The organism is Plantactinospora sp. B6F1, assembly GCF_040120695.1.
GTDB lineage: Bacteria > Actinomycetota > Actinomycetes > Mycobacteriales > Micromonosporaceae > Plantactinospora.
The window spans coordinates 1-23,191 of sequence record NZ_JBEEAC010000014.1 but is presented as its reverse complement, the minus strand read 5'-3'; the positions used below and the strand labels follow the sequence as shown (position 1 = coordinate 23,191).

The following is a 23,191-nucleotide window of genomic DNA, read 5'->3' as shown; positions in this document are numbered from 1 at the left end:
TGCTGCTCACTTCCGTCTGGGGCCTGAAAGGTTCGGCCAGTTGCCACTTCCGTGCCGGCGTCGGAGGAACGCGCCGAAGCCCGCAGCAGCGCGGAAGGCCCGGTGTTCCGTCAGCGCTCCTCCGGCAACCAGAACCGGGCAAGCGTACTCGTCGCCGGGTCCTCGGAGGCGGTCAGCGCCGCCCACGGGTCGCCGTCGGCCGGCAGTTCCTCGCCGGCGTACCCGGCCAACTCGTCCGGGGCGACGGTCGCGGCGTCCGCTCCGGACAGCGGCGGCGGTACCGTGTCGACCGGCTGGCCGAGCAGTGCGGGATCGGCCCACGGAAAACCGTCGACCGGCTCCGGCGGCGCGCCGAGATCCGGCAACTCGGTCGCCTCCCACCAGGCCGGCCCGGTGTCGGCGTACGGGTCGAGGTCCGGGTCGGCGCCGAGCGGCGGGTCCGCGCCGCCGAAGCCGACCTCGGCGGGCACCTCCGCCCAGCCGTTCGCCCCGGACCCCGGCTCCGCCGCCGGGTACGGGTCCGCCTCGGCGTACGGGTCGTCGGTCGGCTGGTCGTCGGTCGGCGGAGCCTCGGTCGGCGGGTCGTCGGTCGGTAGGTCGTCGTAGCCCAGTGGCATCGGCGGGTCGGCCGGCGTCCCGGTCGGGTCACCGGGATCGGGTTCGCCACCGAACCCCTCGGCCGGGAAGCCGCGGTCGTCGTCGGGTGGATCCGGGGTCAGGTCGCCGAAGTCCTCGCCCTCCGGGCCGCCGAACTCCGGCTCGTCGGCGGACCAGCCGCCCCAGTAGTCGGTCATGTCCTCGCCCCCCGTGCCTCGGTGGCCGGGGCCGCCGGTGTCAACACCCGGGCTCGGATCAGCACCTCGTCGACCTGCTTGACCCGGGCCCGGACCGTCTCCCGCTCCGCCTTGGTGGCGGCCCGGCGCCGGGCGCGGACGGCGGTGTCCTCGGCCGCCGCCGCGTCGATCTCGGCGATCCGCTCGTCGAGCTGCCGCAGCCGGCGCTCGATCGCGTCGTCGAGGGCGAGGGTCAGCGCGTACTGCAGGTCGGTGAACCGGTTGGTGATCTCGTCGGAGAGCGCCGCCCGGGCGTCGGTGACCACCTCCCGCAGCCACGTCCGGGCCTGTTGCCGGTCGGTGTGCACCCGGCGCCGGTACAGGATGAAGCCACCGGCGGCCAGCCCCAGGCCGAGCCCGGCGAAGGGGATCAGCAGGCTGCCGCCGACCAGCGCACCCGCGCCGAGCGCCGAGGCACCGGCCATCGCACCCCGGCCGGCCAGGAACGCCATCGACCCGGCCGACATCGCGATCATCATGTTGTCCGGGCCGCCGCCGGACCGGCGCGGCTTGCTGGCCAGCGCGTGCCGCAGGGTGGCGTTGAGCCGCCCGAGCACGAAACGCAACTCCTCCGGCTGGAACACCTCGGCGAGGACCCGCTCGCCGACCTGCCGGAACCGCACCTCCAGATCGTCCGACAGCCGCACCGACAGCGCGTGCAACGCCTCGTCGACCTGCTGTGGCAGCCCCCTGAGCTCCTCGCTGCGGGCATTGTCGATCCGGTTCAGGAACTCCTCCTGGAGGGTGCCGACGTATCCCCGGAGCAGCCCGGTCGCCTCGACCCGGGCCCGCTGCGTCTCGGTGCTCAACGCCAGCGACCACTGCCGCGACTCGGTACGCTTCCGCGCCGCCAGCGCCGCCCGGTCCTGCTTGATCCGGTGCAGGTCCGCCGGATCGGGGTCGATCGCCCGCAGCCGGTCACCGAGCTCAAGGTCGTACCGGACCAGTTCACTACGGACCGTGCGCAGCAGGTTCGCCTGCCGCAGCAGGTGGCCCCGGCCCGCCACCCCGATCAGCGCGTGCTGCAACTGCGCGATCCGGGACTCCTTGAGCAGCTCGCCAGCCGCCTCCGCCGGCATGGTCCGGGCCAGCTCCGCCAGCCGAGCCGAGACCGGAAACCACGACGCGCCGCCGAACCGGGGGGCGTGGGCCTGCAACTGCGCCCGGTTGTCGGCCAGGATCGTCCGCCAGCCCGGGTACGCGTCGGTCTTGGTCAGCGCGAAGACCACCAGGTTGACCCGCTTGCTCGCCTCGATCAGAAAATCGAGTTCCGGCTGGGCGAACGGAGCGGCGGCGTCGACCACGAAGAGCAGGGCGGTGGCCCTGGCCGCCGCGTCCAGGGCGATCTCGGCGTGCGCCGGGTCCAGCCCGCCGGTGCCCGGGGTGTCGACCAGGCTCAGGTACTGCAACAGCGGCGCCGGATGGGTCACCTCGATGTGCCGGGGCGGGCGCTGGTCGTCCGGCAACCGACCCAGCGGGGTGGCCCAGTCCCGCAGCTCGGCCACGCGCAGCGGCAGCGGCTCGGACCGCCCCGGCAGGAAGGCCCGGGCACCGGCCTGGGCCCCCGGCACGAACTCCAGGTAACAGCAGGTGGCGACCGCGACGTCCACCGGCGACAGCTCCGGCACCCCGACCAGGGCGTTGACCAGGGAACTCTTCCCGCGTTTCGTCTCGCCGACCACCACGATCGAGGGGCGGGTCACCACCTGGCGGCGCAGCGTGTCGACCTCGCCGGCCGCGTCCGGGGCGACCTTGCGCAGGTACGCCAGCCCGCCGTCGACCGCCCCGGTCAGCGCCGCCCCGAGCGCCGCCTCCGGGTCACCGCCGCGCTGGGCCGGTGCGGCACCCGCCCCGGCGGCGGTACGGCCGGCGGTCACCGCAGGCTCCCCTCGGCGCGTACCCGCTGGGAGAGCAGGAAGAAGCCGCGGTGCGCCACCTGTGCCACCCGGGACTGCGCCGGGCTCGCCCCGGCGACCGCGTACACCCGCCACCGGGTGGCGGCCTCCAGCGCGGCCCGGGCCAACTGCTCCGGGGCGGCGGCCGGCAGGCTCAGGATCCACTGCGGGTCGGTGGAGAGCGCCAGCCGGGTCAGTTCCTGCTCCATCGGCTCGGGCAGTTCCACCGAGCCGGAGCTGACCAACTGGGCCACCTCCAGCAGCCGCAGCCGGTGGTACTCCGGCTGTTGCAGCACCTGTTCGATCGCGTCCCGGAGCAGTTCCCGGTCCTCGGGCCGGGGGGCGTGGCTGGCCAGCCTCTCCAGGCTGGACAGCCCCCAGCCGGCCTTGATCGCATCGGTACGCCACCGGAAGGCGTGGTCGAGGGTGTTGCGCAGCCGGGGGAACCCGGAGGCGGCGAAGAGCAGCCGGACCAGGTCACCGCTGGCCAGCTGCGGCTGGGCGGCGAACTGGGCGATGGCGAAGCCGATGCCGTACAGGTCGAGCAGCCGCAGCAGCCGCTCCCGCTGCTCGCGGGGGACCGGGCAGTCCCGGGAGGCGAACAGGTCGACCGAGGCGAGCAGCACCGCCCGCTCGCCGGCCGGCAGCCGGGCCAGCGTGCGCAGCGCCTCACAGTCGGCGGCGGTCAGCCGTCCGGCCTCGGTCGTCTCGGCCAGCAGCCCGACGACCGGCACCACCTCGGAGACCACCCGGCGCAGCACACCGGTCTGGTCGGCGGCGAGTGGACCGGCCACCGGCCACGGGTCGGCCGCACCTCCGACCAGCTTGTCGACCTTGTTGAACAGGCCGAGCGAATTGATCGGGTTGCTGGCCAGCCGGGCCGAGACCGACCGGAACGCCTCCAGCGCCGCCAGGTCGTCGTCCCGGACCGACTGGGTGAAGACGTAGACGATCGCCTCGGCTCCGGCGATCGCGCCGGCCGAGTCGTCGTCGATGTTGTCGTCGAACGGGGCGGTCGCGGCCTCGAAGAGCAACCGGCGGGCGCCGGCGCTGACCGAGGTGTTCGTCGAGGCGAGTCCGGGGGTGTCCAGCACGGTCAGGTCGCGCAGGTGGTCGCTGGTCAGCGTGACGTCGACGTAGGAGATCTCGGCACGCGGTACGCCGAGCCGCTGCGGGATCATGCCGGTGTCGTCCAGCGGCAGGCTGAGCCGACTGCCGTCCCGGCGGACCACGTCGACCCGGTCGGCGGTGCCGTAGCGGAACTGGGTGACGATCCGGGTGCACTCGCCGACCTCGGTCGGCGCCACCCGTCGACCGATCAACGCGTTGACCAGCGTCGACTTGCCGGCCTTGAGTCGGCCGGCGATCGCCACCCGCAGCGGCTCGTCGAGCCGGCGGCGTACCCCCGACACCTGGGTTCCGGTAGCGGCACCGAGTCGGGGACCGACCTCGTCACAGAGGGCGGCGACCCGGGCGCTGAGCGGACCTGCTCCCATCGCTCGTCAGCCGGCGGTGCGGTCGGCGACAATGGCGGGAACCCGGTGGTGGAGCACGATCATCTCGTCTGCTGTCCTTCCGACACGGCGGCGAGGGCGGGCTGCCCCTGCCGGACATCACACTACGAATATCCTGCCGGCGCAGGATCCCATGTTCGTGCCACCGTCTTCCAGCGGTGGCGCGGCGTCGACCCGGGCGGGGGAGGACAGTGCGGCACGCGTCGGTCGGTGATCTGCCCGACCAGTTCCGGCCGGACGACGGGCGATCCGGCGATCCGGCCCCGCACGGCGTCGCGGTCGGCGATCCGGCGCCGGACGTGGTCGCGGTCGGCTCCGGACTGCTCGCCACCCCCGGCCTGGTCGTGTTGCACAGCGGTCCCGGCGGCGGACGCAGCACCGCCCTGCACCGGCTCGGCGCCACCTTCCGGGGACCGGTCTTCGCCGGGGGTGGTCTGGCCTGCCTGCCCGGCGAACCGGCGTTCGCACTGGCCCGGGCGGTCCGGGTCCGGCTGCCGGGGCACGATCCCGCCCTGCTCGCCGAGGCCGTCCGGTCCCGGGTACGCGGCGGCCTGCTGCTCCTCGACGATCTCCAGTGGGTCGATCCGGCCACCCTCGCCGCCCTGGTGCCGTTGGCCGCGCACTGCCGGGTCGCGGTCGCGCTGCGTACGCCGCATCGGCTTCCGGCGCCGGCGGTGGCGGCGCTGCGGGCCGTCGCGGCGGGCTGGCTCCCGGTGCCGCCGCTGGCCGTGGAGTCGGCGACCGCCCTGGCCAGGCGGATCGCGCCGGGGCTGGGCCCGTCGTCCGTCGCCGACCTGGTCCGGCGCTCCGGTGGGGTGCCGCTGGCGGTGGTGACCCTGGCCCGCCAGGCAGCCGCACGGGGGCCGGCCGGAGCACCCCGACCCGGCGGCGCCACCGAGCGGCGCCCGGAGCCGGCAGACCGCGACCCGGAGCAGGTCGGCTACGCCGTGGCGGCGGCGCTGGCCGACCTGACCCGGCCGGCACGGACCACGATGGCCGCCCTCGGGCTGCTCGGCCGCCCGGCACCGGTAGGCGTGCTCGGTGCCGGAGTCGACGAACTGCACGCCGCCGGTCTGGTGACCGTCGAGCAGGGCGGCACCGCGCTGGTCGCCCCGGTGTCCCCGTACGTCGCAGAGGTCGCCGCCGGGCTGCTCGACGAGACCGGCCGGCAGGCGCTGCACCGGCGCCTCGCCGAGCTGGTACCACCGCAGGAGGCGGTCCGGCACCTGGCGGCGGCCGGTGACAGCGCGGCCGCGTACCGGCGGGCACTGGAGGTGGCGGCCGGCGCCGGCACCGCCGGTGCCCGGGCCGATCTGCTGCTGCTCGCCTGCGCGCTGCCCGGCGTCGAGCCGGAGCCGGCGGTCCGGGTCGACGCCGCCCGGGCGGCGCTGGCCTGCGGCCGGCCCCGGGCGGCGGCCCGGGTGTTGACCACCGGCACACCGCTCGGCGTCGACCCGGACCTGCTGCGGGCCGAGGCGCTGGTCCAGCTCGGCGACCTGGCCGGCGCCCGGTCGGCGGTGGCCCGGGTCCCGGACTCGGCCACCGGCGAGCAGCTCGCCGCCCGGGACCGGATCGTGCTCCTCGCCCAGCTCGGCACCGACCCGGCCGAGGCGATCCGGACCGCGGCCCGGATCGCCCACCTGCACGGCCCGGAACCGGCACACCCGGGGCTGCGGGCCGCGCTGGCGGCGGTAGGCGCCGCGAACCGGGCCCGGGGCTGGGAGTCGGCGCTGGCCTCGGCAGCGGCGGAGGCGGGCGCGGCCGGTGATCCGCTGTCCGCCCGGTGGAGTGCCTGGCTGCTGGTCGAGACGCTGCTCGCCGACGGCCGCCTCGACGAGGCCGGGCAGGCCGCCGAGGCGGCGGAGCAGGCCTGCGGGGCCGACCTCGCCTACAGCTGGCAGACCCGGTTCCTGGCTGCCCGGCTGTGGTGCGCGGCGCTGCGTGGCGGACCGCCCGCCCTCGACGCCGGCGCCGCCTTCGATTCCGATGGGGCCAGCGACGCCGGCGCCGCCCTCGATTCCGGTGGGGTCCTCGACGTCGACGAGGCGCTGCGCCGGGCGGGCGACCTCACCGACCGGACCCTGCCGGCCCCGGCCCGGGGCTACGCGGTCGCCGCCGCCAGCCTGGTCGAGGCCGACGGTGGGCTGCTCGGGCCGGCCCGGTCCCGACTGGCGGCCGTCACCACCGGCGGTTCGGCCGGCGTCGACGCGCTGCTCGACTGGGTGAGCCGGGAGGCGGCCTGGCTCGACGGCCAGCCGGACCGGGCCGCCGGAGCATCCTGCGGCGGCCCGCCGCTGATCGACGGGCTGCGGCAGATCACCGCCCGCTGGGCCGCCTACGACGGCGCGACGGCCGAAGCCGGTTCGGGGCTGTCCGACGGGGCGGTGACCACCGTTCCCGCCGGGCCGGTGCCGGTGTGGCAGACCCTCGCCGCCTGGGACAGCCCGGGCGGCGACCCGACCGGCTTCACGGTGGCCGCCGACGGCTGGCGGGACCTCGCGGTCCGCGAGGAGGTGCGCTGCCTACTCGCCGCCGGTTTGCACGAGCCGGACCCGGCGCGGAGCGTTCCGGTGCTGCTGACCGCCGAGGACCGTGCCGAACGGGCCGGCCTGGTCGTACTCCTCGGCCGGATCCGCCGGGCGCTGCGCCGGCACGCCGTACGCCGCGACGTCCGGGGCTCCCGTTCCGACGGCGACCTCACCGACCGGGAGCGTGAGGTGCTCCGCCTGGTCGCGTCCGGCGAACCGACCCGACGCATCGCCGGCCGACTGGGTATATCCGCCGAGACGGTGGAGACCCACGTCCGGTCCGGGATGCGCAAGCTCGGCGCCCGCACCCGTACCGAGGCCGCGGCCCTCGCCCTGGAGGGGCTGTGACAGGTGCTGGAGGTGCAGCGATGACAGACCCGCCGCGCTACGTCGTGCCGTCGGCGACCGACGCGACCACGGTGCTGCGCCGACTCGCCCGGGACGGCTGGACCACCCGGGAGGGGTTCGCGGTCACCGAACCCGGCTGGGACCTGGCCGACGCCCGGCTGGTGCTGTTCGGCCGGGTACCGGACGCCGAGACGGTACGGCTGGCGGTGCTGGCCGCCGCCCGCGGCGCCGGGGTGGTGGCGATCGTCGACCCGGCCGGTGAGGTCGGCCGGGCACTCGTCGACGACCTGGGCCGGCTCGGCCCGGTACACCGGGATCCGGACGAGGCGGCGGTGCCCGAGGCCGAGTCGGTGGTGAGCCACCTGATCCCGGAACAGCGGGCACTGCTGGAGCGGCTCGCCGACGGCGAGACCATCGCCGCCGCGGCGGCCGCGGAGTTCCTGTCGCTGCGTACCGCGAACCGGCGGATCGCTCAGGCCCGCGAGGCGCTCGGTGTGCGGACCACCCGGGAGGCCGTCCTCGCCTACCTGCGGCAACGCCGCTCCGACTGACCGGCGCCCGGCACTTTCGGGATCGACGCGGCGGGGGAGTTCAGGTGCTGGCCGGCCGGTCGGGGTGGCGGCGGCGGTGTTGGCGGCGGGTCTCGGTGGGCCGGGTCGGGTCGACGTAGCGGGGCCGGTCAGGTTCGTCGGGGCGCAGCGGCACCAGCGCGACGGTGAGGGCGTCGACGATCGCGTCGGTGGCCCGGGCGGCGGCGCCGGGACCGGCCGGGTCGATCCCGGCCAGGTCGACGGGTGGGCCGAAGTGCACTCGGATCACCGGCCGGCGGAGCATCGCCCGGCCGACCGCCCTGAGCATCCCGGCCGGTGCGCTGTACGGCAGCACCTCGTGTGCGCCCCACTGGGCGACCGGAACGACGGTGGCGCCGCTGGCGAAGGCAAGCCGGGCGGTGCCGGTCTTGCCCCGTTCGGGCCACATTCCCGGGTCGAGCCCCATCCGTCCCTCGGGATAGACCAGCACCACCGAGCCCCGGGCGACGGCCGCCGCCGCGTGCTCCAGGGCGAGGCCGACGGTCGGGGTGCGCCGGTCGACCCGGATGTGCCCGCTGGCCCGCATCGCGGAGCCGACGATAGGGGCCCGGAACACCCCGCCGGTGGCCATGATCCGGGGCGCGATCCGGCGTACCCGGCAGGCGGCGGTCAGCACGACCGGATCGAACGGGTTGATGTGGTTGGCGGCCAGGATCAGCGGGCCGTGCCGCAACTCGTCCGGCACGTCGCCGGTGACCCGCAGCCGGGCGAGCAGCCCGACCACGCCCCGGGCGAGTACCTGGAGGAAGAGCCAGAAGCGGGGGGCGCGCCACGGGGTAGTGGTGGTGGTCTCCATCAGCGGTCGATCGTCGCACGCGCCGGCCACCGGACAGGCCCCGGGCAGGGGCTGTCGCGCACGCCGGGAGGCTGTCCGGCCCGAGGTCGCCGCCCGCCGAATGGACGTGATCGACCTCCCAGTGCCACCGTCTACGACGGCCAGTAGTATTTACTACGTTCGGTAGTAAATGGCTGGGGGTCAACCGTGGACGCGCTCGACGTCGCCCGGTGGCAGTTCGGTGTCACCACCGTCTACCACTTCCTCTTCGTACCGCTGACCATCGGGCTGTCGGTCCTCGTGGCGATCCTGCAGACCCGCTGGCACCGTACGGGACAACTGCGCTACCTGCGGCTGACGAAGTTCTACGGCAAGCTCTTCCTGATCAACTTCGCGATGGGCGTGGTCACCGGCATCGTGCAGGAGTTCCAGTTCGGGATGAACTGGAGCGACTACTCCCGCTTCGTCGGCGACGTCTTCGGCGCCCCGCTGGCACTCGAGGCGCTGCTGGCCTTCTTCCTCGAATCCACCTTCCTCGGCCTGTGGATCTTCGGCTGGGACCGGCTGCCCCGCCGGATCCACCTCGCCACCATCTGGGCCGTCGCGATCGGCTCCACGCTGAGCGCGTACTTCATCCTGGCGGCGAACTCCTGGATGCAGAACCCGGTCGGCTACCGGATCAACCCCGACACCGGCCGCGCCGAACTCACCGACATCGTCGCCGTACTCACCAACAAGGTCACCCTGGTCACCTTCCCGCACACCCTCGCCGGCTGCTTCCTGGTCGCCGGGGCACTGATGGTCTCGATCGCCCTCTGGCACCTGCGCCCGACCGCAGGATCGGCCGACAAGACCGGCACGCCCGGCACGGCCGACCGGGCCGGCACGCCCGGCACGGCCGACCGGGCCGGCACGCCCGGCACGGCCGACCGGGCCGGCACGCCCGACGAGACCGGCACGGCCGGAACCCGGGCCGTCGAAGGGCAGGACGACACGGCGGGGGAGAACCGGGCCGCGTTCCGGTTCGCCGCCCGGTTCGGCGCCTGGGTCACCCTCGCCGCCGCGGTCGCCGTCGTGATCAGCGGCGACCTCCAAGGCAAAATCATGACTCAGGTGCAGCCGATGAAGATGGCCGCCGCCGAGGCGCTCTACACCACCGAGCAGCCCGCCTCGTTCTCCGTCCTGACCATCGGCAGCCTGGACGGCAGCCGGGAACTGTTCGCCATCAAGATCCCGTACCTGCTCTCCGTACTCGGCACCGGCGACCCGAACGGCCAGGTCCAGGGCATCAACGACCTCCAGGCCCAGTACGCCGCCCAGTACGGCCCCGGCAGCTACACCCCGATCATCCCGGTCACCTACTGGAGCTTCCGGTTCATGATCGGTTTCGGGTTGGCCGCCGCCGCGATCGCCGCGATCGTGCTCTGGGCACAGCGTCGTGGCCGTACCCCGAACTCCCGCTGGCTGGTCCGGGCCGGCCTGGTCATGCCGGTCCTGCCGCTCGCCGCGAACTGCTTCGGTTGGATCTTCACCGAGATGGGCCGGCAGCCGTGGGTCGTCTTCGGCGAGATGCTCACCCGCGACGGCGTCTCCCGCAGCGTCTCGCTGCCCGAGGTACTCACCTCGTTCACCGCCTTCACCCTGGTCTACGCCACCCTCGCCGTCGTCGAGGTCCGGCTGCTGATCCGGTACGCCCGCGCCGGCCTGCCGGACACCGCAGCACCGCCGGACCCCGACACCGACACCGACGACGAGAACCGCCCCCTCGCCTTCGCCTACTGACCCACCGACCCGACCGGAGTCCGCCGTGGACCTGCCCACCTTCTGGTTCCTGCTCATCGCCGTCCTCTTCACCGGCTACTTCATCCTGGAGGGCTTCGACTTCGGCGTCGGCATCCTGCTGCCCGTCCTCGGCCGCGACGACCGGGAACGCCGGGTACTGATCAACACCATCGGGCCGGTCTGGGACGGCAACGAGGTCTGGCTGATCACCGCCGCCGGTGCCCTCTTCGCCGCCTTCCCCGCCTGGTACGCCAGCCTCTTCTCCGGCTTCTACCTGCCGATGCTGCTCGTCCTGCTCGCCCTGATCTTCCGCGGCGTCGCCTTCGAGTACCGGCACAAGCGTTCCGAGGCCGGCTGGCGGGCCCGGTGGGATCTCGCCATCTTCCTCGGCTCCCTGATCCCCGCCATGCTGTGGGGAGTCGTCCTCGGCAACCTGCTGCGCGGCGTACCGCTGGACGCCCGGGGCGACTACACCGGCGGACCGCTCGACCTGCTCAACCCGTACGCCCTGCTCGGTGGGGCGACCACGACGGCGCTGTTCGTCACGCACGGCGCCGTCTTCCTCGCCCTCAAGACCACCGGCGAGATCCGGACCCGGGCCGGCCGGCTCGCCGTCCGGGCCGGCACGGCCACCGCCGCGCTCACCGCCGCGTTCCTGGCCGTCAGCCTCTCCATCCGGCACACCCCGGCCGCCGTCGGCCTCGCCGTGGCCGCCGCGCTCGCCCTGGCCGGCATGCTGGCCGCCACCCGGGTACGCCGGGAGGGCTGGGCCTTCCTCGGCACCGCCGCCGCGATCGGGCTGACCGTCGCCACCCTGTTCTCCGCACTCTTCCCGACCGTGCTGCCGTCGACCACCGACCCGGCCGGCACCCTCACCGTCGCCAACGCCGCCTCCAGCCCCTACACCCTGAAGGTGATGACCTGGGTGGCCGCCTTCTTCACCCCCGTCGTCCTCGCCTACCAGGGCTGGACCTACTGGGTGTTCCGCAAGCGGATCGGCGTCGCCAACATCCCCCGGTGACCGCCGACCGCCCGGCCCGCACCGCACCGCACCGGCGAGTTCGACGGACCCGACCAGCAGGTGAAGCTCTACTTCCCGAGACCCGGACAAGACCGCCCCCGGCTTCCCGACCCCGACCCCGACCTGTGGCGGTGGTACGCCGGCTTCGCCGACCTTCCCGCACCCGTCCGCCCCTGGACCCGCAGCTACACCATCCGGGCACACCACCCGCACGGCAACCTGATCGACATCGACTTCGCCCTGCACGACAACGCCGGCCCCGCGACCCGGTGGGCCGCCTCCGCCACCCCCGGCGACACCCTCGGCATGTTCGGCCCATCCCCGGTCTTCGCCCGTCCCCTCCCGCTCGGCACCACCGACTGGCTGCTGCTCGCCGCCGACGAGTCGGCGCTGCCGGCGCTCGGCACCATCGTCGAGGCGCTGCCCGCCGGCACCCGGGCACACGCCTTCGTCGAGATCCCCGACCGGGCCGAGGAGCAGCACCTCGACACCCCGGCCGACCTCACCCTGCACTGGCTGCACCGCGACAACCCGCCCACCGCACACGGGCGCCGCCTCCTCGACGCCGTACGGTCCGCGACCTTCCCGGCCGGCTCCGTCCTCGCCTGGCTGGCCGGCGAGGCCGGCACCGTACGCGCCCTGCGCCGGCACCTCGTCGACGACCGGGGCCTGCCGAAACAGGCGATCGATTTCACCGGCTACTGGCGGCGGAACCTCACCCAGGACGACGACCCGACCGACGAGGACCTCGCCGAGGCACGCGAACGCCTCGCCTACGCCGGGACCACCACCGCCGGCTGATCAGGATTCAAGAAGCGCGGTCCCCGAACCCGCTCGTAGCGTGGCTCCCGGATGGTCAACCGAAACACAAGAAAGGGGACAAGACATGAAAGCGCACGTGAGCACGATCCTGCTCGCCGTCCGGGACATGGAGCGGTCCAAGCGGTTCTACACCGAGGGTCTCGGCTGGAAGATCGCGCAGGACTACGGCGACGTGATCTTCTTCGCACCCGACGGCGGCTCGCCCGTCGGCTTCTACAGCCGCGACGGCCTGGCCCAGCATGTGGGTACGAGCCCGGAAGGCAGCGGCTTCAGCGGAGTCGTCCTCACCTACGTGGTCCGCACCGAGACCCGGATCGACGAAGTCATGGCGGAGGCCGAGAAGGCGGGCGCCACCGTCCTCAAGCCGGCCGGCCGGCTGCCCTGGGGCGGATACGGCGGCACCTTCGCCGACCCGGACGGCTACATCTGGAGCCTCGGGTACAGCGCGGAGGGCGAGGACCAGCCCTACGCGGAGTAGCCGCCGACCGGGCCGGATGCGATCCACCCCGAACCGCATCCGGCCCGGAAGATCCCCGGCCCCGGGAAAGCCGGAGGCCCTCGATCCCAGACCGCACCCCGATCCCAGACCCGCGGACGATCCCAGGCACGCACCCCGATCCCAGGGAACGCGAACGGCGGCTTTCCGGGACCGCTCGTGACGAGTCAGCCCAGATCGACCAGCGGATACAGCGGATAGTCCGCCAGCAGGTCGGCCGCCTGCCCGGCCACCCGCTCCGCCACCGCCCCGTCCAGCACGTACCGCGCCCTGCTCGGGACACCGTCCGGCCCGACCCCCGACCGGGTCGCCGACAACACCGTGTGCAGCAGCCCGGCGATCTCGTCCATCTCCGCCACCCCGAGCCCCCGGGTGGTCAACGCCGGCGTGCCGAGCCGGACCCCGGAGGTGTACCAGGCGCCGTTCGGGTCCCGGGGCACCGAGTTCCGGTTCGTCACGATGCCGGCATCCAACAGCGCCGCCTCGGCCTGCCGCCCCGTCAGCCCGTACCCCGACACGTCCACCAGCAGCAGATGGTTGTCCGTACCCCCGGTCACCAGTCGGGCGCCCCGCCGCAGTAGTCCCTCCGCCAACGCGACCGCGTTCTCCACCACCCGGCCCGCGTACGCCGCGAACTCCGGCCGCCGCGCCTCCGCCAACGCGACCGCCTTCCCGGCCATCACGTGCGGCAACGGGCCACCGAGCACCATCGGACAACCCCGATCCACCTGGTCGGCCAACTCCGGCGCACACAACACCATCCCGCCGCGCGGCCCCCGCAACGACTTGTGCGTCGTCGTGGTCACCAGGTGCGCGTACGGCACCGGGTCGAAGTCACCGGCGAACACCTTCCCGGCCACCAGCCCGGCGAAGTGCGCCATGTCGACCAGCAGCGTCGCACCGACCTCGTCGGCGATCTCCCGCATCAGCCTGAAGTTCACCCGGCGCGGGTACGCCGAATAGCCGGCCATCAGAATCAGCGGCCGGAACTCCCGGGCGATCCGCCGCACCTCGTCGTAGTCGAGCAGCCCCGTCTCCGGATCGGTGCCGTAACTACGCTGGTCGAACATCTTGCCGGAGATGTTCGGCCGGAAACCGTGCGTCAGATGCCCACCCGCGTCCAACGACATGCCCAGCATCCGCTGGTCACCCAGCTCCCGCCGCAACACCGCCCAGTCCTGGTCGGTCAGATCGTTCACGTGCCGCACCCCGGCCCGCCGCAACACCGGCGACTCCACCCGGTCCGCCAGCACCGCCCAGAACGCCACCAGGTTCGCGTCGATCCCCGAATGCGGCTGCACATACGCGTGGGCCGCACCGAACAACTCCCGGGCATGCTCCGCCGCGATCGACTCCACCGTGTCGACGTTGCGACAACCGGCGTAGAACCGGCGGCCGACCGTGCCCTCCGCGTACTTGTCGCTGAGCCAGTTGCCCATCGCCAGCAGCACCGCCGTGGACGCGTAGTTCTCCGCCGCGATCAACTTCAACGACTCGCGCTGGTCGGCCAGCTCCGCGCCGATCGCGTCGGCAATCCGGGGCTCGACCGCACGCACCACGTCCAATGCCGCGCCGAACGCGACGGACTCTGTGGACCTCGTGCCGAGCGGATACACCTGGTGGGCCATCGAAACCTCCTGGGCAGCGAAAATCGGCCCAGGCGCACGGCACACGTCACTCGACGGGACCGCTTCCCGATGGTTGACCCCATCCCAGCACGCCAGTCACGGTCCGGGCCGAGCGTACCAACCCGCCCGGCCCGCCGCGACCAACGATGCCCAACCCGTACCCCGGTGCGCCGCTCAGCTCGCGTCGCGCAGCTCCGCCAACCGCGCCTCGATCTCCGCCAGCTCGGCCCGCAACTTCTCCGCCTGCTGCTCGGCCTCCCGCCGTTCCACCGCCATGATCTGCTCCACCGCCTCGTGCACACCTGGCACATCGATCAACGCCACCATCTTCAACGCCTCGGCCGGCTTGATCACGTACGGCTTCGCCAACGACTTCGCTCCCTGCGTCGCCGCCAGTGTCCACTCGCCCTCCGCGTACGTCAGGGTGACCGTCAATCCGGCCGGACCCTTCGGCTTAGCCGCCTTCGTCGCCCGACGGGCCGGCTTCGCCTCGCCCTCCCCGTCCGCCGGACGGGACGGGGGAGTGTCCACTGCGGTCACTGCTGCCTCCTCGCGGGCCACCGGAACCGGCTCCCTGACAATCTTGAACTCTGGTTCGGCGACCGGCTCGGGCTCCGGCTCCGCCCTGGCCGCCGCCCGTCGCGTCGCACCCTTCGGGGCGATGGCCAGATCGCTGGGGGAGAAGGGCAACTCGTCCCGGCCGAACCGGACCACCACCCACTCCTCGGACACCTCCGGATCGGTCAACTCCACCACCTGGCCCAGCTGACCGGCAACCTGCCCCGCCGCCTCGGTGAACAGCACCCTCGGCTTGCGGCCACCCGCCAACGCGTCCCTGATCTGCTGTAACTCCTCGGTGGACAACCCCTGTTCGGCGGTACGCGCGGCAGCCATCGGATCCCTCTTCCGTACACCTGTTTGATTCATGACTTACTACCAGGCCGGCCCGACAACGTCGAGACGGACACACCGGTCCGAGATCAACGACGCAGCGGCCCGATCCCTACCGGCCCCGCCGCGCCGACACCTGGCAGGATCGCCAGGTACCGGATCCGGCGGCCGGCAAACCGACTACCGAGCGGACGCCGAGAGCCGAGCGGACAGTGACAACGGGGGACAACCGATGACTCCACTGACGGTGGTGACCGGCGGCAGCCGCGGAATCGGCGCCGCGACCGTACGACACCTCGCCACCGCCGGACACGACGTCGTCTTCTGCTACCGCCGCGACGCCGAAGCCGCCGACGCCGTACTCCGCGACGTCACCGCCGCCGGACGCCGGGGCCTCGCCGTCCGCGCCGACACCACCGATCCCGACCAGGTGGTACGACTCTTCGACGCGGCCCGGCAACTCGGCGAGCCCACCGGCCTGGTCAACAACGCCGGAGTCACCAGCCCGGTCGGCCCATTGCAAGACCTAACCCTCACCGACCTGCGCCGCGTCGTCGACGTCAACCTCATCGGCTACATCCTCTGCGCCCAACAGGCCGCCCGCCGGTTCCCCTCCGGCGGAGCCATCGTCAACGTCTCCTCGGCAGCGGCCACCCTCGGCAGCCCCGGCGAATACGTGCACTACGCCGCCGCCAAGGCCGCCACCGACGCCCTCACCGTCGGCCTGGCCAAAGAACTCGCCCCCCGGGGGATCCGGGTCAACACCGTCGCACCCGGCACCATCGACACCGACATCCACACCATCTCCGGGGTACCCGACCGGGCACAGCGGGTCGCCAGCCGGATCCCGCTCGGCCGCGCCGGCCGAGCCGACGAGATCGCCGCCGCGATCGTCTGGCTCCTCGGCGACGGCGCCTCCTACACCACCGGTGCGGTACTCCGGGTCGCCGGCGGCCTGTGACCCGACCCGGCAACGCCGCCGCAGCGACGCCGCAGGCAGCCCTCGACTGGGCAAACTTCGGCACGCTATGGCACGATTCGGCTGGTGAACAGCACACCAGCCGAGACGCAGCACCTGCGCGACCTCGTTCGGCTGCGTCGCGTCCGGGACCGGATCGACCGGGAGTACGCCCAGCCGCTGGACGTCGAGGCGCTCGCCCGCGGTGTGAGCATGTCCGCCGGACACCTCAGCCGACAGTTCCGGCTTGCCTACGGAGAGTCACCGTACGCCTACCTGATGACCCGGCGCATCGAACGCGCCATGGCGCTACTACGCCGTGGCGACCTCACCGTCACCGAAGTCTGTTTCGCGGTCGGCTGCTCGTCACTGGGCACCTTCAGCACCCGCTTCACCGAACTCGTCGGCGTACCACCGAGCACCTACCGGGCCCAGACCGCCGACGCGACCGGGGAGATGCCCCCGTGCCTGGCAAAACAGGTCACCAGACCGATCAGGAATCGAGAAGCACGGCCCCGAGAGCCGCAACTAGCGTGACGGCCATGGACATCAACATTCACGCGGCCTTCCTCCCGCACACCGACCCGGACGCCGCCCTGGCCTTCTACCGCGACACCCTGGGCTTCGAGGTCCGCAACGACGTCGGATACGCCGGAATGCGGTGGATCACCGTCGGCCCCGCCAAACAGCCGGAAACCTCCATCGTCCTGCACCCGCCCGCCGTCGACCCCGGCATCACCGACGACGAGCGCCGCACCATCCTCGAACTGATCGCCAAGGGCACCTACACCGCCATCACCCTCGCCACCGACGACCTCGACGGCCTCTTCGACCGGCTGCAGGCCAGCGGCGCCGACGTCGTCCAGGAGCCGACCGACCAGCCCTACGGCGTCCGCGACTGCGCCTTCCGCGACCCCACCGGGAACCTGATCCGCATCAACCAGCGCCGCTGACGCCCAACCGGCACACCAGACCACAAGCGCCACACCAGACCACAACCGGCACCGACGCCACCGACCCGCCGACCATCGGCGAGACCGTCACCGGCCCCGGCATCGTGATCACGCCAGCAACGCCCACGGCGCCCGCGGACGCGGACCGCCTGACAAGGAGAGACACCGCAGCATGGCCAAGAGGACGGACACCCAAACGCCAACGCCACACGCGGCCGACAGCCACGACCTGATCCGCGTGCACGGCGCCCGGGAGAACAACCTCAAGGACGTCAGCGTCGAGATCCCGAAGCGCCGGTTGACAGTATTTACCGGCGTCTCCGGCTCCGGCAAGAGTTCCCTGGTCTTCAGCACCATCGCCGCCGAGTCGCAGCGCATGATCAACGAGACGTACAGCGCCTTCGTCCAGGGCTTCATGCCGACACAGGCACGGCCCGAGGTCGACGTACTCGAAGGGCTCACGACCGCGATCATCGTCGACCAGGAACGGATGGGCGCCGACCCCCGCTCCACGGTCGGCACCGCCACCGACGCCAACGCCATGCTCCGGATCCTCTTCAGCCGGCTCGGCGAACCACACATCGGCCCACCCAGCGCGTTCGCCTTCAACGTCGCCTCGGTCCGCGCCAGCGGCGCGATCACGGTCGCCGGCAAAACCACCAAACAGACCTTCACCCGCACCGGCGGCATGTGCCCGCGCTGCGAGGGCCGCGGCAAGGTCTCCGACATCGACCTCACCCAGCTCTACGACGACTCGAAGTCGATCGCCGAGGGCGCCTTCACCATCCCCGGCTGGAAGTCGGACAGCTGGTGGACCGTGCGCACCTACGCCGAGTCCGGCTTCCTCGACCCCAACAAGCCGATCCGCGACTTCACCAAGCAGGAGATGCGCGACTTCCTCTACCGGGAGCCGACCAAGGTCAAGGTCGAGGGCGCCAACCTCACCTACGAGGGACTGATCCCCAAAATCCAGAAATCGTTCCTCTCCAAGGACCGGGAGGCGATGCAGCCGCACATCCGCGCCTTCGTCGACCGGGCCGTCACCTTCACCACCTGCCCCGAATGCGGCGGCAGCCGGCTGAGCGAAGCCGCCCGCTCGTCCCGGGTCAAGGGCGTCAACATCGCCGAGGCATGCGCGATGCAGATCAGCGACCTGGCCGAATGGGTACGCGACCTCGACGAACCGTCGGTCGCACCGCTGCTCACCGCACTCCAGCAGACCCTCGAATCGTTCGTGGAGATCGGCCTCGGCTACCTCTCGCTCGACCGTCCGTCCGGCACCCTGTCCGGCGGCGAGGCCCAGCGCACCAAGATGATCCGCCACCTCGGCTCCTCACTCACCGACGTCACCTACGTCTTCGACGAGCCCACCATCGGCCTGCACCCACACGACATCCAGCGGATGAACGAACTGCTGCTACGGCTGCGCGACAAGGGCAACACCGTACTCGTCGTGGAACACAAACCCGAGACGATCGCCATCGCCGACCACGTCGTCGACCTCGGCCCCGGCGCCGGCACCGCCGGCGGCACCGTCTGCTTCGAGGGCACCGTCGAAGGACTGCGGACCAGCGGCACCGTCACCGGCCGCCATCTCGACGACCGGGCCGACCTCAAGAAGACGGTACGCAAGCCCACCGGAAAACTTCCGATCCGCGGTGCGGCCGCGAACAACCTGCGCGAGGTCGACGTCGACATCCCACTCGGGGTACTGGTCGTCGTCACCGGCGTCGCCGGCTCCGGCAAGAGCAGCCTCGTACACGGATCCATCCCCGCCAAAGCCGGCGTCGTCTCCATCGACCAGGCCGCGATCCGCGGCTCCCGACGAAGCAACCCGGCGACCTACACCGGACTGCTCGACCCGATCCGCAAGGCGTTCGCGAAGGCCAACGGGGTGAAGCCCGCCCTGTTCAGCGCCAACTCCGAAGGCGCCTGCCCCAACTGCAACGGCGCCGGCGTCATCTACACCGACCTGGCGCTGATGGCCAGCGTCGCCACCACCTGCGAGGAGTGCGAAGGCAAGCGGTTCGAGGCCTCCGTACTGGAGTACCACCTCGGTGGCCGCGACATCAGCGAGGTACTCGCGATGCCGGTGACCGAGGCCGAGGAGTTCTTCGACACCGGCGAGGCCCGCACCCCGGCCGCGCACGCCATCCTGCGCCGGCTCGCCGACGTCGGACTCGGCTACCTCAGCCTCGGCCAGCCGCTCACCACGCTCTCCGGCGGCGAGCGGCAGCGGCTCAAGCTGGCCACCCACATGGCGGAGAAGGGCGGCATATACGTCCTCGACGAGCCAACCGCCGGCCTGCACCTCGCCGACGTCGAGCAACTGCTCGGCCTGCTCGACCGGCTCGTCGACTCCGGCAAGTCGGTCATCGTCGTCGAGCACCACCAGGCGGTGATGGCGCACGCCGACTGGATCATCGATCTCGGGCCCGGCGCCGGGCACGACGGCGGACGGGTCGTCTACCAGGGCACCCCTGCCGATCTCGTGGCCGGCCGCTCCACCCTCACCGGCCAGCACCTCGCCGCCTACGTCGGCCGCTGACCAGCACAATCCTTCTAAAAAGTTCATCGTCGATGGCTTCGGCCGTATCCGGGTGGACTCGGCCACCGTATCGATCTCGCAGGGGGAGGAGCCGGGATGCTTCGGCGGTGAGCCGGGACCACGCATCGGGCTGGGCGCGGTGCCGGTCGGGCCCGGCCGGGGGGGGCGCAGTGTGCTGTCGCCGCTTGGCAGCGAGGATGCTGGCCGGCACGGCCCGCCGGGGCGCATGCGGGTATTTCTCGCGGCCAACAGGATCGGGCTCGGCTTTCGGCCCGCCTCAGCGCAGGTCGATAATGTACATTATGTCAAGTAGTCGACCTTCGGCCCCTCATCGGTCGGCAGGACCGACGCCCTCCGGGGCGCGGAGACTTCCACCGTCGACCCGGCACCCAACCCGACCTGACACCGCCGGCCGCGACGAACAGGCGGACGGCCGCCGGCACGCACCCGGCGCCCCGGTCGCGGTTCCACAGCGGCGACGAAGACCTCCCGATGACGTCCCCAGGGGCCGATCCGGCCCGGCCCCGGTCGACCCCTCTCCCCGTTCGTGGCCGAGACCCGCCGCCCGACCGCCGACTCCAAGATCTCTTCGTTGACCAAATCACTCCAATCATGCATAATATTCGTTATGCAGGACAAAGAGGACTTTCTGCTACTCCCCCTGATCGAGCAGTTCCTGACCTCTCGTGCCACCCGCAAGCCCTCCCCGCACACGCTGGCGGCGTACCGGCGAGATCTGCTGGCGGTCGCCCGGTTGGTCGCCGACGACCCGACCACTCCCCTCCCCCTGTCGGCGCTGCCGATTCGTGCCCTGACCACCCGATCACTGCGAGCGGCCTTCGCCCGGTTCGCCGCTCCTCGGGCCGCCGCCTCGATCTACCGAGCCTGGTCCACCTGGAACGGATTCTTCGACTTCCTCGTCGCCGAGCAGGTGGTGACCGGCAACCCGATGCCCGCCGTGGACAAGCCCAGGGTGCCCCCTTCCCCGCCGAAGCCGCTGCGCGGCGACCGCACGCCGGAGCAACTGCTCACCGGGGTCGTCGAATCGGACCGGCGTCAGCGTGATCCGTGGCCGGAGCGGGACCTCGCGGTGCTGGCCCTGGCGCTCTGCGCGGGGCTGCGCCTGGCCGAGTTGCTGGCGTTGCGCACGGGGTCGCTGGTCGGTCGCGACGGTGAGCGCCGGGTCGAGGTGACCGGGAAGGGCAGCCGCTCCCGGTTGATTCCGGTGGAGCCGGAGCTCGACCGGGTGATCGCGGACTATCTGGAGAGCCGGCGTCGCCGGTTCGGCTCCCGGACCGTCGGGCCGGACTCGGCACTGCTGGTCGACCGGGAGGGTGCGCCGCTGCGTCGGGGTGGTCTGCAGTATCTGGTGGAGTCCTGCTATCGGCGGGCCGGGATCACCGACCGGGTGCCGGCGGGGGCGCGGCTGCACGCGCTGCGGCACACCTTCGCGACCCGGTTGGCCGAGGACGGGGCGAGCGCTCCGGAGATCATGCGGCTGCTGGGGCACGCGAGTCTGGCGACGAGTCAGGGCTACATCGAGGTCACCGCCGATCAGGAGCGGGCGGCGGTGCGGGCGAACCGGACGAACCGGTCGCTGGGCCGGCTGTTGTCGGGTAGGTCCGGTTAGCGGGGTGCGGCGCTGAGGGCTGGAGGCGGGGCGTACCAGGTGCGAGACGCGAGGTAACCGGGCCGAGGGCTAGGCTTCTCGCATGCCGAGGTGGCGTATGCCGAGGTGGCGATGGCGCGGCCGGGCGGCGGATGCGGTTCTGGTGTTGGTCGTCGCCGTGGTCGGGTTGGTCGGTCTGGTGGTGCAGTCCGCCGGTGTCGACACTCCCGCCGAGTGGGTGGCGCTGCTGGCGGTGCTGGTCTCCTCCGCTGCGCTGTACGTCCGTCGCCGGCATCCGGTGCCGGTGGGTGTGCTGGCGTTGTGCGCGGTCGGCGGGTACGGGTTGTTGCTGCACCGGCCCGGTCCGATCATGCTGGTGTTCGTCGTGGCCCTCTACACCGTTGTCGACGAGGGTTATCTCGCGGTGGCGATCGGCCTCGGTCTGGCCTCGGTGGTCGCCTTCGCGGTCGCGGACGGTTCCGGCCGGGCGGCCGGTGGCGGGAACGGGGCGACGCTGTTGCACGCCGGTTGGCTCGTTGCGGTGATCGTCGGTGTCACCCGGAATCGTCGGGCCTATCTGGCGGAGGCGCGGGCCCGGGTGCTGGCCGCGGAGCAGGGTAGGGAGGAGGAGGCGCGGCGGCGGGCGACCGAGGAGCGATTGCGGATCGCTCGGGAGTTGCATGACGTGCTCGGTCACCATCTTTCGCTGATCAATGTGCAGGCGAGTGCGGCGTTGCATCGTCCGGATCCGGTCCGGTCCGCGGAGGCGCTGGTCGCGGTCAAGCAGGCGAGCAAGGAGATGTTGGGTGAGTTGCGTACGGCGTTGGGGGTGCTGCGGCAGGAGGGTGGGCCGGGGCTGGGTCGCCTCGGTGATCTGGTGTTGACGGCCGGGCGGTCCGGGGTGGAGGTCCGTACGGAGGTGGCGGGGATCGGGGTGTTGCCTGCGGAGGTCGATCTGGCGGCGTACCGGATCGTTCAGGAGGCGCTCACCAATGTGACCCGGCATGCGGGGGCGAGGGTGGCGGTGGTGCGGGTGCGGTCCGATGGTGGGTGTGTGGTGGTGGAGGTCGAGGACGACGGTTGCGGTGTGCCGGGGGTGCCGGGTAACGGGATTCTCGGGATGGGTGAGCGGGCCCGGGCGTTGGGTGGTTCGCTGACCGCGGGTCCCGGGCCGGGGGGTGGGTTCCGGGTCTGTGCCCGGCTGCCGTCGCGGTCGGGTCCGGTGTCGGCGGGGTTGCGGTCGGGCGTGCCGGCTGTTCCCGGGTCGGGGTCGGTCGGGCGGGGCGAGTCGGGGGGCGCGGAGTGATCCGGTTGCTGCTCGCCGACGACCAGACGCTGGTCCGGGCCGGGTTCAGGTCCATTTTGGAGGGCGAGGACGGCTTCGAGGTGGTCGGTGAGGCCGCCGAGGGTGCCGAGGCGGTGCGGCTGGCCCGGCGGTTGCGGCCGGATGTCGTACTCATGGACATCCGGATGCCCGGGTTGGACGGCCTGGCGGCGACCGGGGAGATCGTCGCGAGTTCCGATGTCCGGGTGATCATCTTGACCACGTTCGATCTGGACGATTATGTCTACGGTGCGTTGCGGGCGGGCGCGAGCGGGTTCCTGGTCAAGGACACCGAGCCGGCGGAGTTGATCCACGGGGTGCGGGTGGTGGCGCGTGGTGACGCGCTGATCGCGCCGTCGATCACTCGCCGGCTGATCGCCGAGTTCGCGGCTCGGGTGCGGCATCCGGATCCGGGGCCGCGGTTGCGGGCGCTCACCGAGCGGGAGCGGGAGGTGTTGGCGCTGGTCGCCGCCGGGTTGTCCAATGACGAGATCGCGGCGCGGCTGGTGTTGAGCCCGGCCACCGCCAAGACGCATGTCAGCCGGATTCTGACGAAGACCGGGGTCCGGGACCGGGCCCAGTTGGTGATCCTCGCCTACGAGTCGGGGCTGACCGTGCCCGGGTGGTTGGCTCGTTCCTGACCACGTTCTTCGCGGCGTGGGGGCCCCCCCCCGGG

At 72.5% G+C, this 23,191-nt stretch carries 19 protein-coding genes, 1 pseudogene and 1 riboswitch; of the genes and pseudogenes, 14 read left to right on the top strand and 6 right to left on the bottom strand.

Translation table 11 applies throughout. The annotated features are described in order from the left end of the window. Positions 1-110: 110 nt before the first annotated feature. From ABNF97_RS18850 to ABNF97_RS18840, 3 genes are read right to left on the bottom strand one after another with little or no spacing between them, the layout of a single operon-like run. The gene (locus tag ABNF97_RS18850) at positions 111-794 is read right to left on the bottom strand and encodes a hypothetical protein (protein ID WP_349339277.1); all 684 of its coding nucleotides are present in this window, start codon (positions 792-794) and stop codon (positions 111-113) included. Continuing rightward, positions 791-2,710, bottom strand: a complete 1,920-nt coding sequence (locus tag ABNF97_RS18845; protein WP_349339276.1) for a dynamin family protein — start codon at positions 2,708-2,710, stop codon at positions 791-793. The genes ABNF97_RS18850 and ABNF97_RS18845 overlap by 4 nt, the downstream gene beginning before the upstream one ends. Then, the gene (locus ABNF97_RS18840; protein WP_130462987.1) at positions 2,707-4,224 is read right to left on the bottom strand and encodes a dynamin family protein; all 1,518 of its coding nucleotides are present in this window, start codon (positions 4,222-4,224) and stop codon (positions 2,707-2,709) included. Before ABNF97_RS18840 ends, ABNF97_RS18845 begins: the two co-directional genes overlap by 4 nt. Positions 4,225-4,433: 209 nt before the next feature. On the opposite strand from ABNF97_RS18840, the gene ABNF97_RS18835 reads away from it, so the two are divergent. Continuing rightward, a complete protein-coding gene (locus ABNF97_RS18835) occupies positions 4,434-7,118 on the top strand; it encodes a helix-turn-helix transcriptional regulator (RefSeq protein ID WP_349339275.1) in 2,685 nt (894 codons plus the stop codon). 20 nt (positions 7,119-7,138) lie between these two features. Then, positions 7,139-7,669 carry a LuxR family transcriptional regulator gene (locus ABNF97_RS18830; RefSeq protein ID WP_130462986.1) on the top strand — a complete coding sequence of 177 codons (531 nt, stop codon included), beginning with the start codon at positions 7,139-7,141 and terminating at the stop codon, positions 7,667-7,669. A gap of 40 nt (positions 7,670-7,709) precedes the next feature. Here ABNF97_RS18830 and ABNF97_RS18825 read toward each other — a convergent pair whose 3' ends face one another. Further along, complete coding sequence (locus tag ABNF97_RS18825) at positions 7,710-8,504, bottom strand: lysophospholipid acyltransferase family protein (RefSeq protein ID WP_349339274.1); 795 nt, start codon at positions 8,502-8,504, stop codon at positions 7,710-7,712. Between the two features lie 186 nt (positions 8,505-8,690). Here ABNF97_RS18825 and ABNF97_RS34240 point away from each other — a divergent pair, with 186 nt between their 5' ends. The 5 genes and pseudogenes from ABNF97_RS34240 to ABNF97_RS18795 all read left to right on the top strand — a co-directional run bounded on the left by ABNF97_RS34240 (position 8,691) and on the right by ABNF97_RS18795 (position 12,586). Further along, positions 8,691-10,265, top strand: coding sequence for a cytochrome ubiquinol oxidase subunit I (locus ABNF97_RS34240; protein ID WP_502930516.1), 1,575 nt, complete (start codon positions 8,691-8,693; stop codon positions 10,263-10,265). A gap of 25 nt (positions 10,266-10,290) precedes the next feature. Continuing rightward, the gene (cydB, locus tag ABNF97_RS18810; protein WP_130462983.1) at positions 10,291-11,286 is read left to right on the top strand and encodes a cytochrome d ubiquinol oxidase subunit II; all 996 of its coding nucleotides are present in this window, start codon (positions 10,291-10,293) and stop codon (positions 11,284-11,286) included. Positions 11,287-11,340: 54 nt separating this feature from the next. Next, positions 11,341-11,595 (top strand): annotated as a pseudogene (locus tag ABNF97_RS18805) (siderophore-interacting protein); the annotation flags it as partial. Beyond that, positions 11,593-12,087 carry a siderophore-interacting protein gene (locus ABNF97_RS18800; protein WP_349339355.1) on the top strand — a complete coding sequence of 165 codons (495 nt, stop codon included), beginning with the start codon at positions 11,593-11,595 and terminating at the stop codon, positions 12,085-12,087. The pseudogene ABNF97_RS18805 and the gene ABNF97_RS18800, both read left to right, overlap by 3 nt. An 85-nt stretch (positions 12,088-12,172) precedes the next feature. Next, positions 12,173-12,586 carry a VOC family protein gene (locus ABNF97_RS18795; RefSeq protein ID WP_130462982.1) on the top strand — a complete coding sequence of 138 codons (414 nt, stop codon included), beginning with the start codon at positions 12,173-12,175 and terminating at the stop codon, positions 12,584-12,586. 185 nt (positions 12,587-12,771) lie between these two features. Here the strand turns inward: ABNF97_RS18795 and ABNF97_RS18790 are convergent, their stop codons facing one another. After that, positions 12,772-14,232: a glycine hydroxymethyltransferase gene (locus ABNF97_RS18790; protein ID WP_130462981.1), complete on the bottom strand. Its 1,461-nt coding sequence runs from the start codon at positions 14,230-14,232 to the stop codon at positions 12,772-12,774. Between the two features lie 19 nt (positions 14,233-14,251). Beyond that, positions 14,252-14,342, bottom strand: a riboswitch (ZMP/ZTP riboswitch). Positions 14,343-14,406: 64 nt separating this feature from the next. Then, complete coding sequence (locus ABNF97_RS18785) at positions 14,407-15,126, bottom strand: hypothetical protein (protein WP_130462980.1); 720 nt, start codon at positions 15,124-15,126, stop codon at positions 14,407-14,409. Between the two features lie 229 nt (positions 15,127-15,355). On the opposite strand from ABNF97_RS18785, the gene ABNF97_RS18780 reads away from it, so the two are divergent. The 7 genes from ABNF97_RS18780 (at position 15,356) to ABNF97_RS18750 (ending at position 23,156) form a co-directional block, all read left to right on the top strand. After that, positions 15,356-16,084, top strand: a complete 729-nt coding sequence (locus ABNF97_RS18780) for an SDR family oxidoreductase (RefSeq protein WP_130462979.1) — start codon at positions 15,356-15,358, stop codon at positions 16,082-16,084. A gap of 84 nt (positions 16,085-16,168) precedes the next feature. Beyond that, positions 16,169-16,618, top strand: a complete 450-nt coding sequence (locus ABNF97_RS18775; protein WP_130462978.1) for a helix-turn-helix domain-containing protein — start codon at positions 16,169-16,171, stop codon at positions 16,616-16,618. Positions 16,619-16,623: 5 nt separating this feature from the next. Further along, positions 16,624-17,034, top strand: a complete 411-nt coding sequence (locus ABNF97_RS18770) for a VOC family protein (protein ID WP_349339273.1) — start codon at positions 16,624-16,626, stop codon at positions 17,032-17,034. 172 nt (positions 17,035-17,206) lie between these two features. Beyond that, entirely contained in the window at positions 17,207-19,582 is a 2,376-nt protein-coding gene (locus ABNF97_RS18765) for an ATP-binding cassette domain-containing protein (protein WP_349339272.1), read from the top strand. Between the two features lie 628 nt (positions 19,583-20,210). Then, positions 20,211-21,212: a tyrosine-type recombinase/integrase gene (locus tag ABNF97_RS18760; RefSeq protein WP_130462975.1), complete on the top strand. Its 1,002-nt coding sequence runs from the start codon at positions 20,211-20,213 to the stop codon at positions 21,210-21,212. 82 nt (positions 21,213-21,294) lie between these two features. Next, positions 21,295-22,497, top strand: coding sequence for a sensor histidine kinase (locus tag ABNF97_RS18755; RefSeq protein WP_349339271.1), 1,203 nt, complete (start codon positions 21,295-21,297; stop codon positions 22,495-22,497). After that, positions 22,494-23,156, top strand: a complete 663-nt coding sequence (locus ABNF97_RS18750; protein WP_130462974.1) for a response regulator — start codon at positions 22,494-22,496, stop codon at positions 23,154-23,156. The genes ABNF97_RS18755 and ABNF97_RS18750 overlap by 4 nt, the downstream gene beginning before the upstream one ends. The last annotated feature ends 35 nt before the right edge of the window (positions 23,157-23,191 follow it).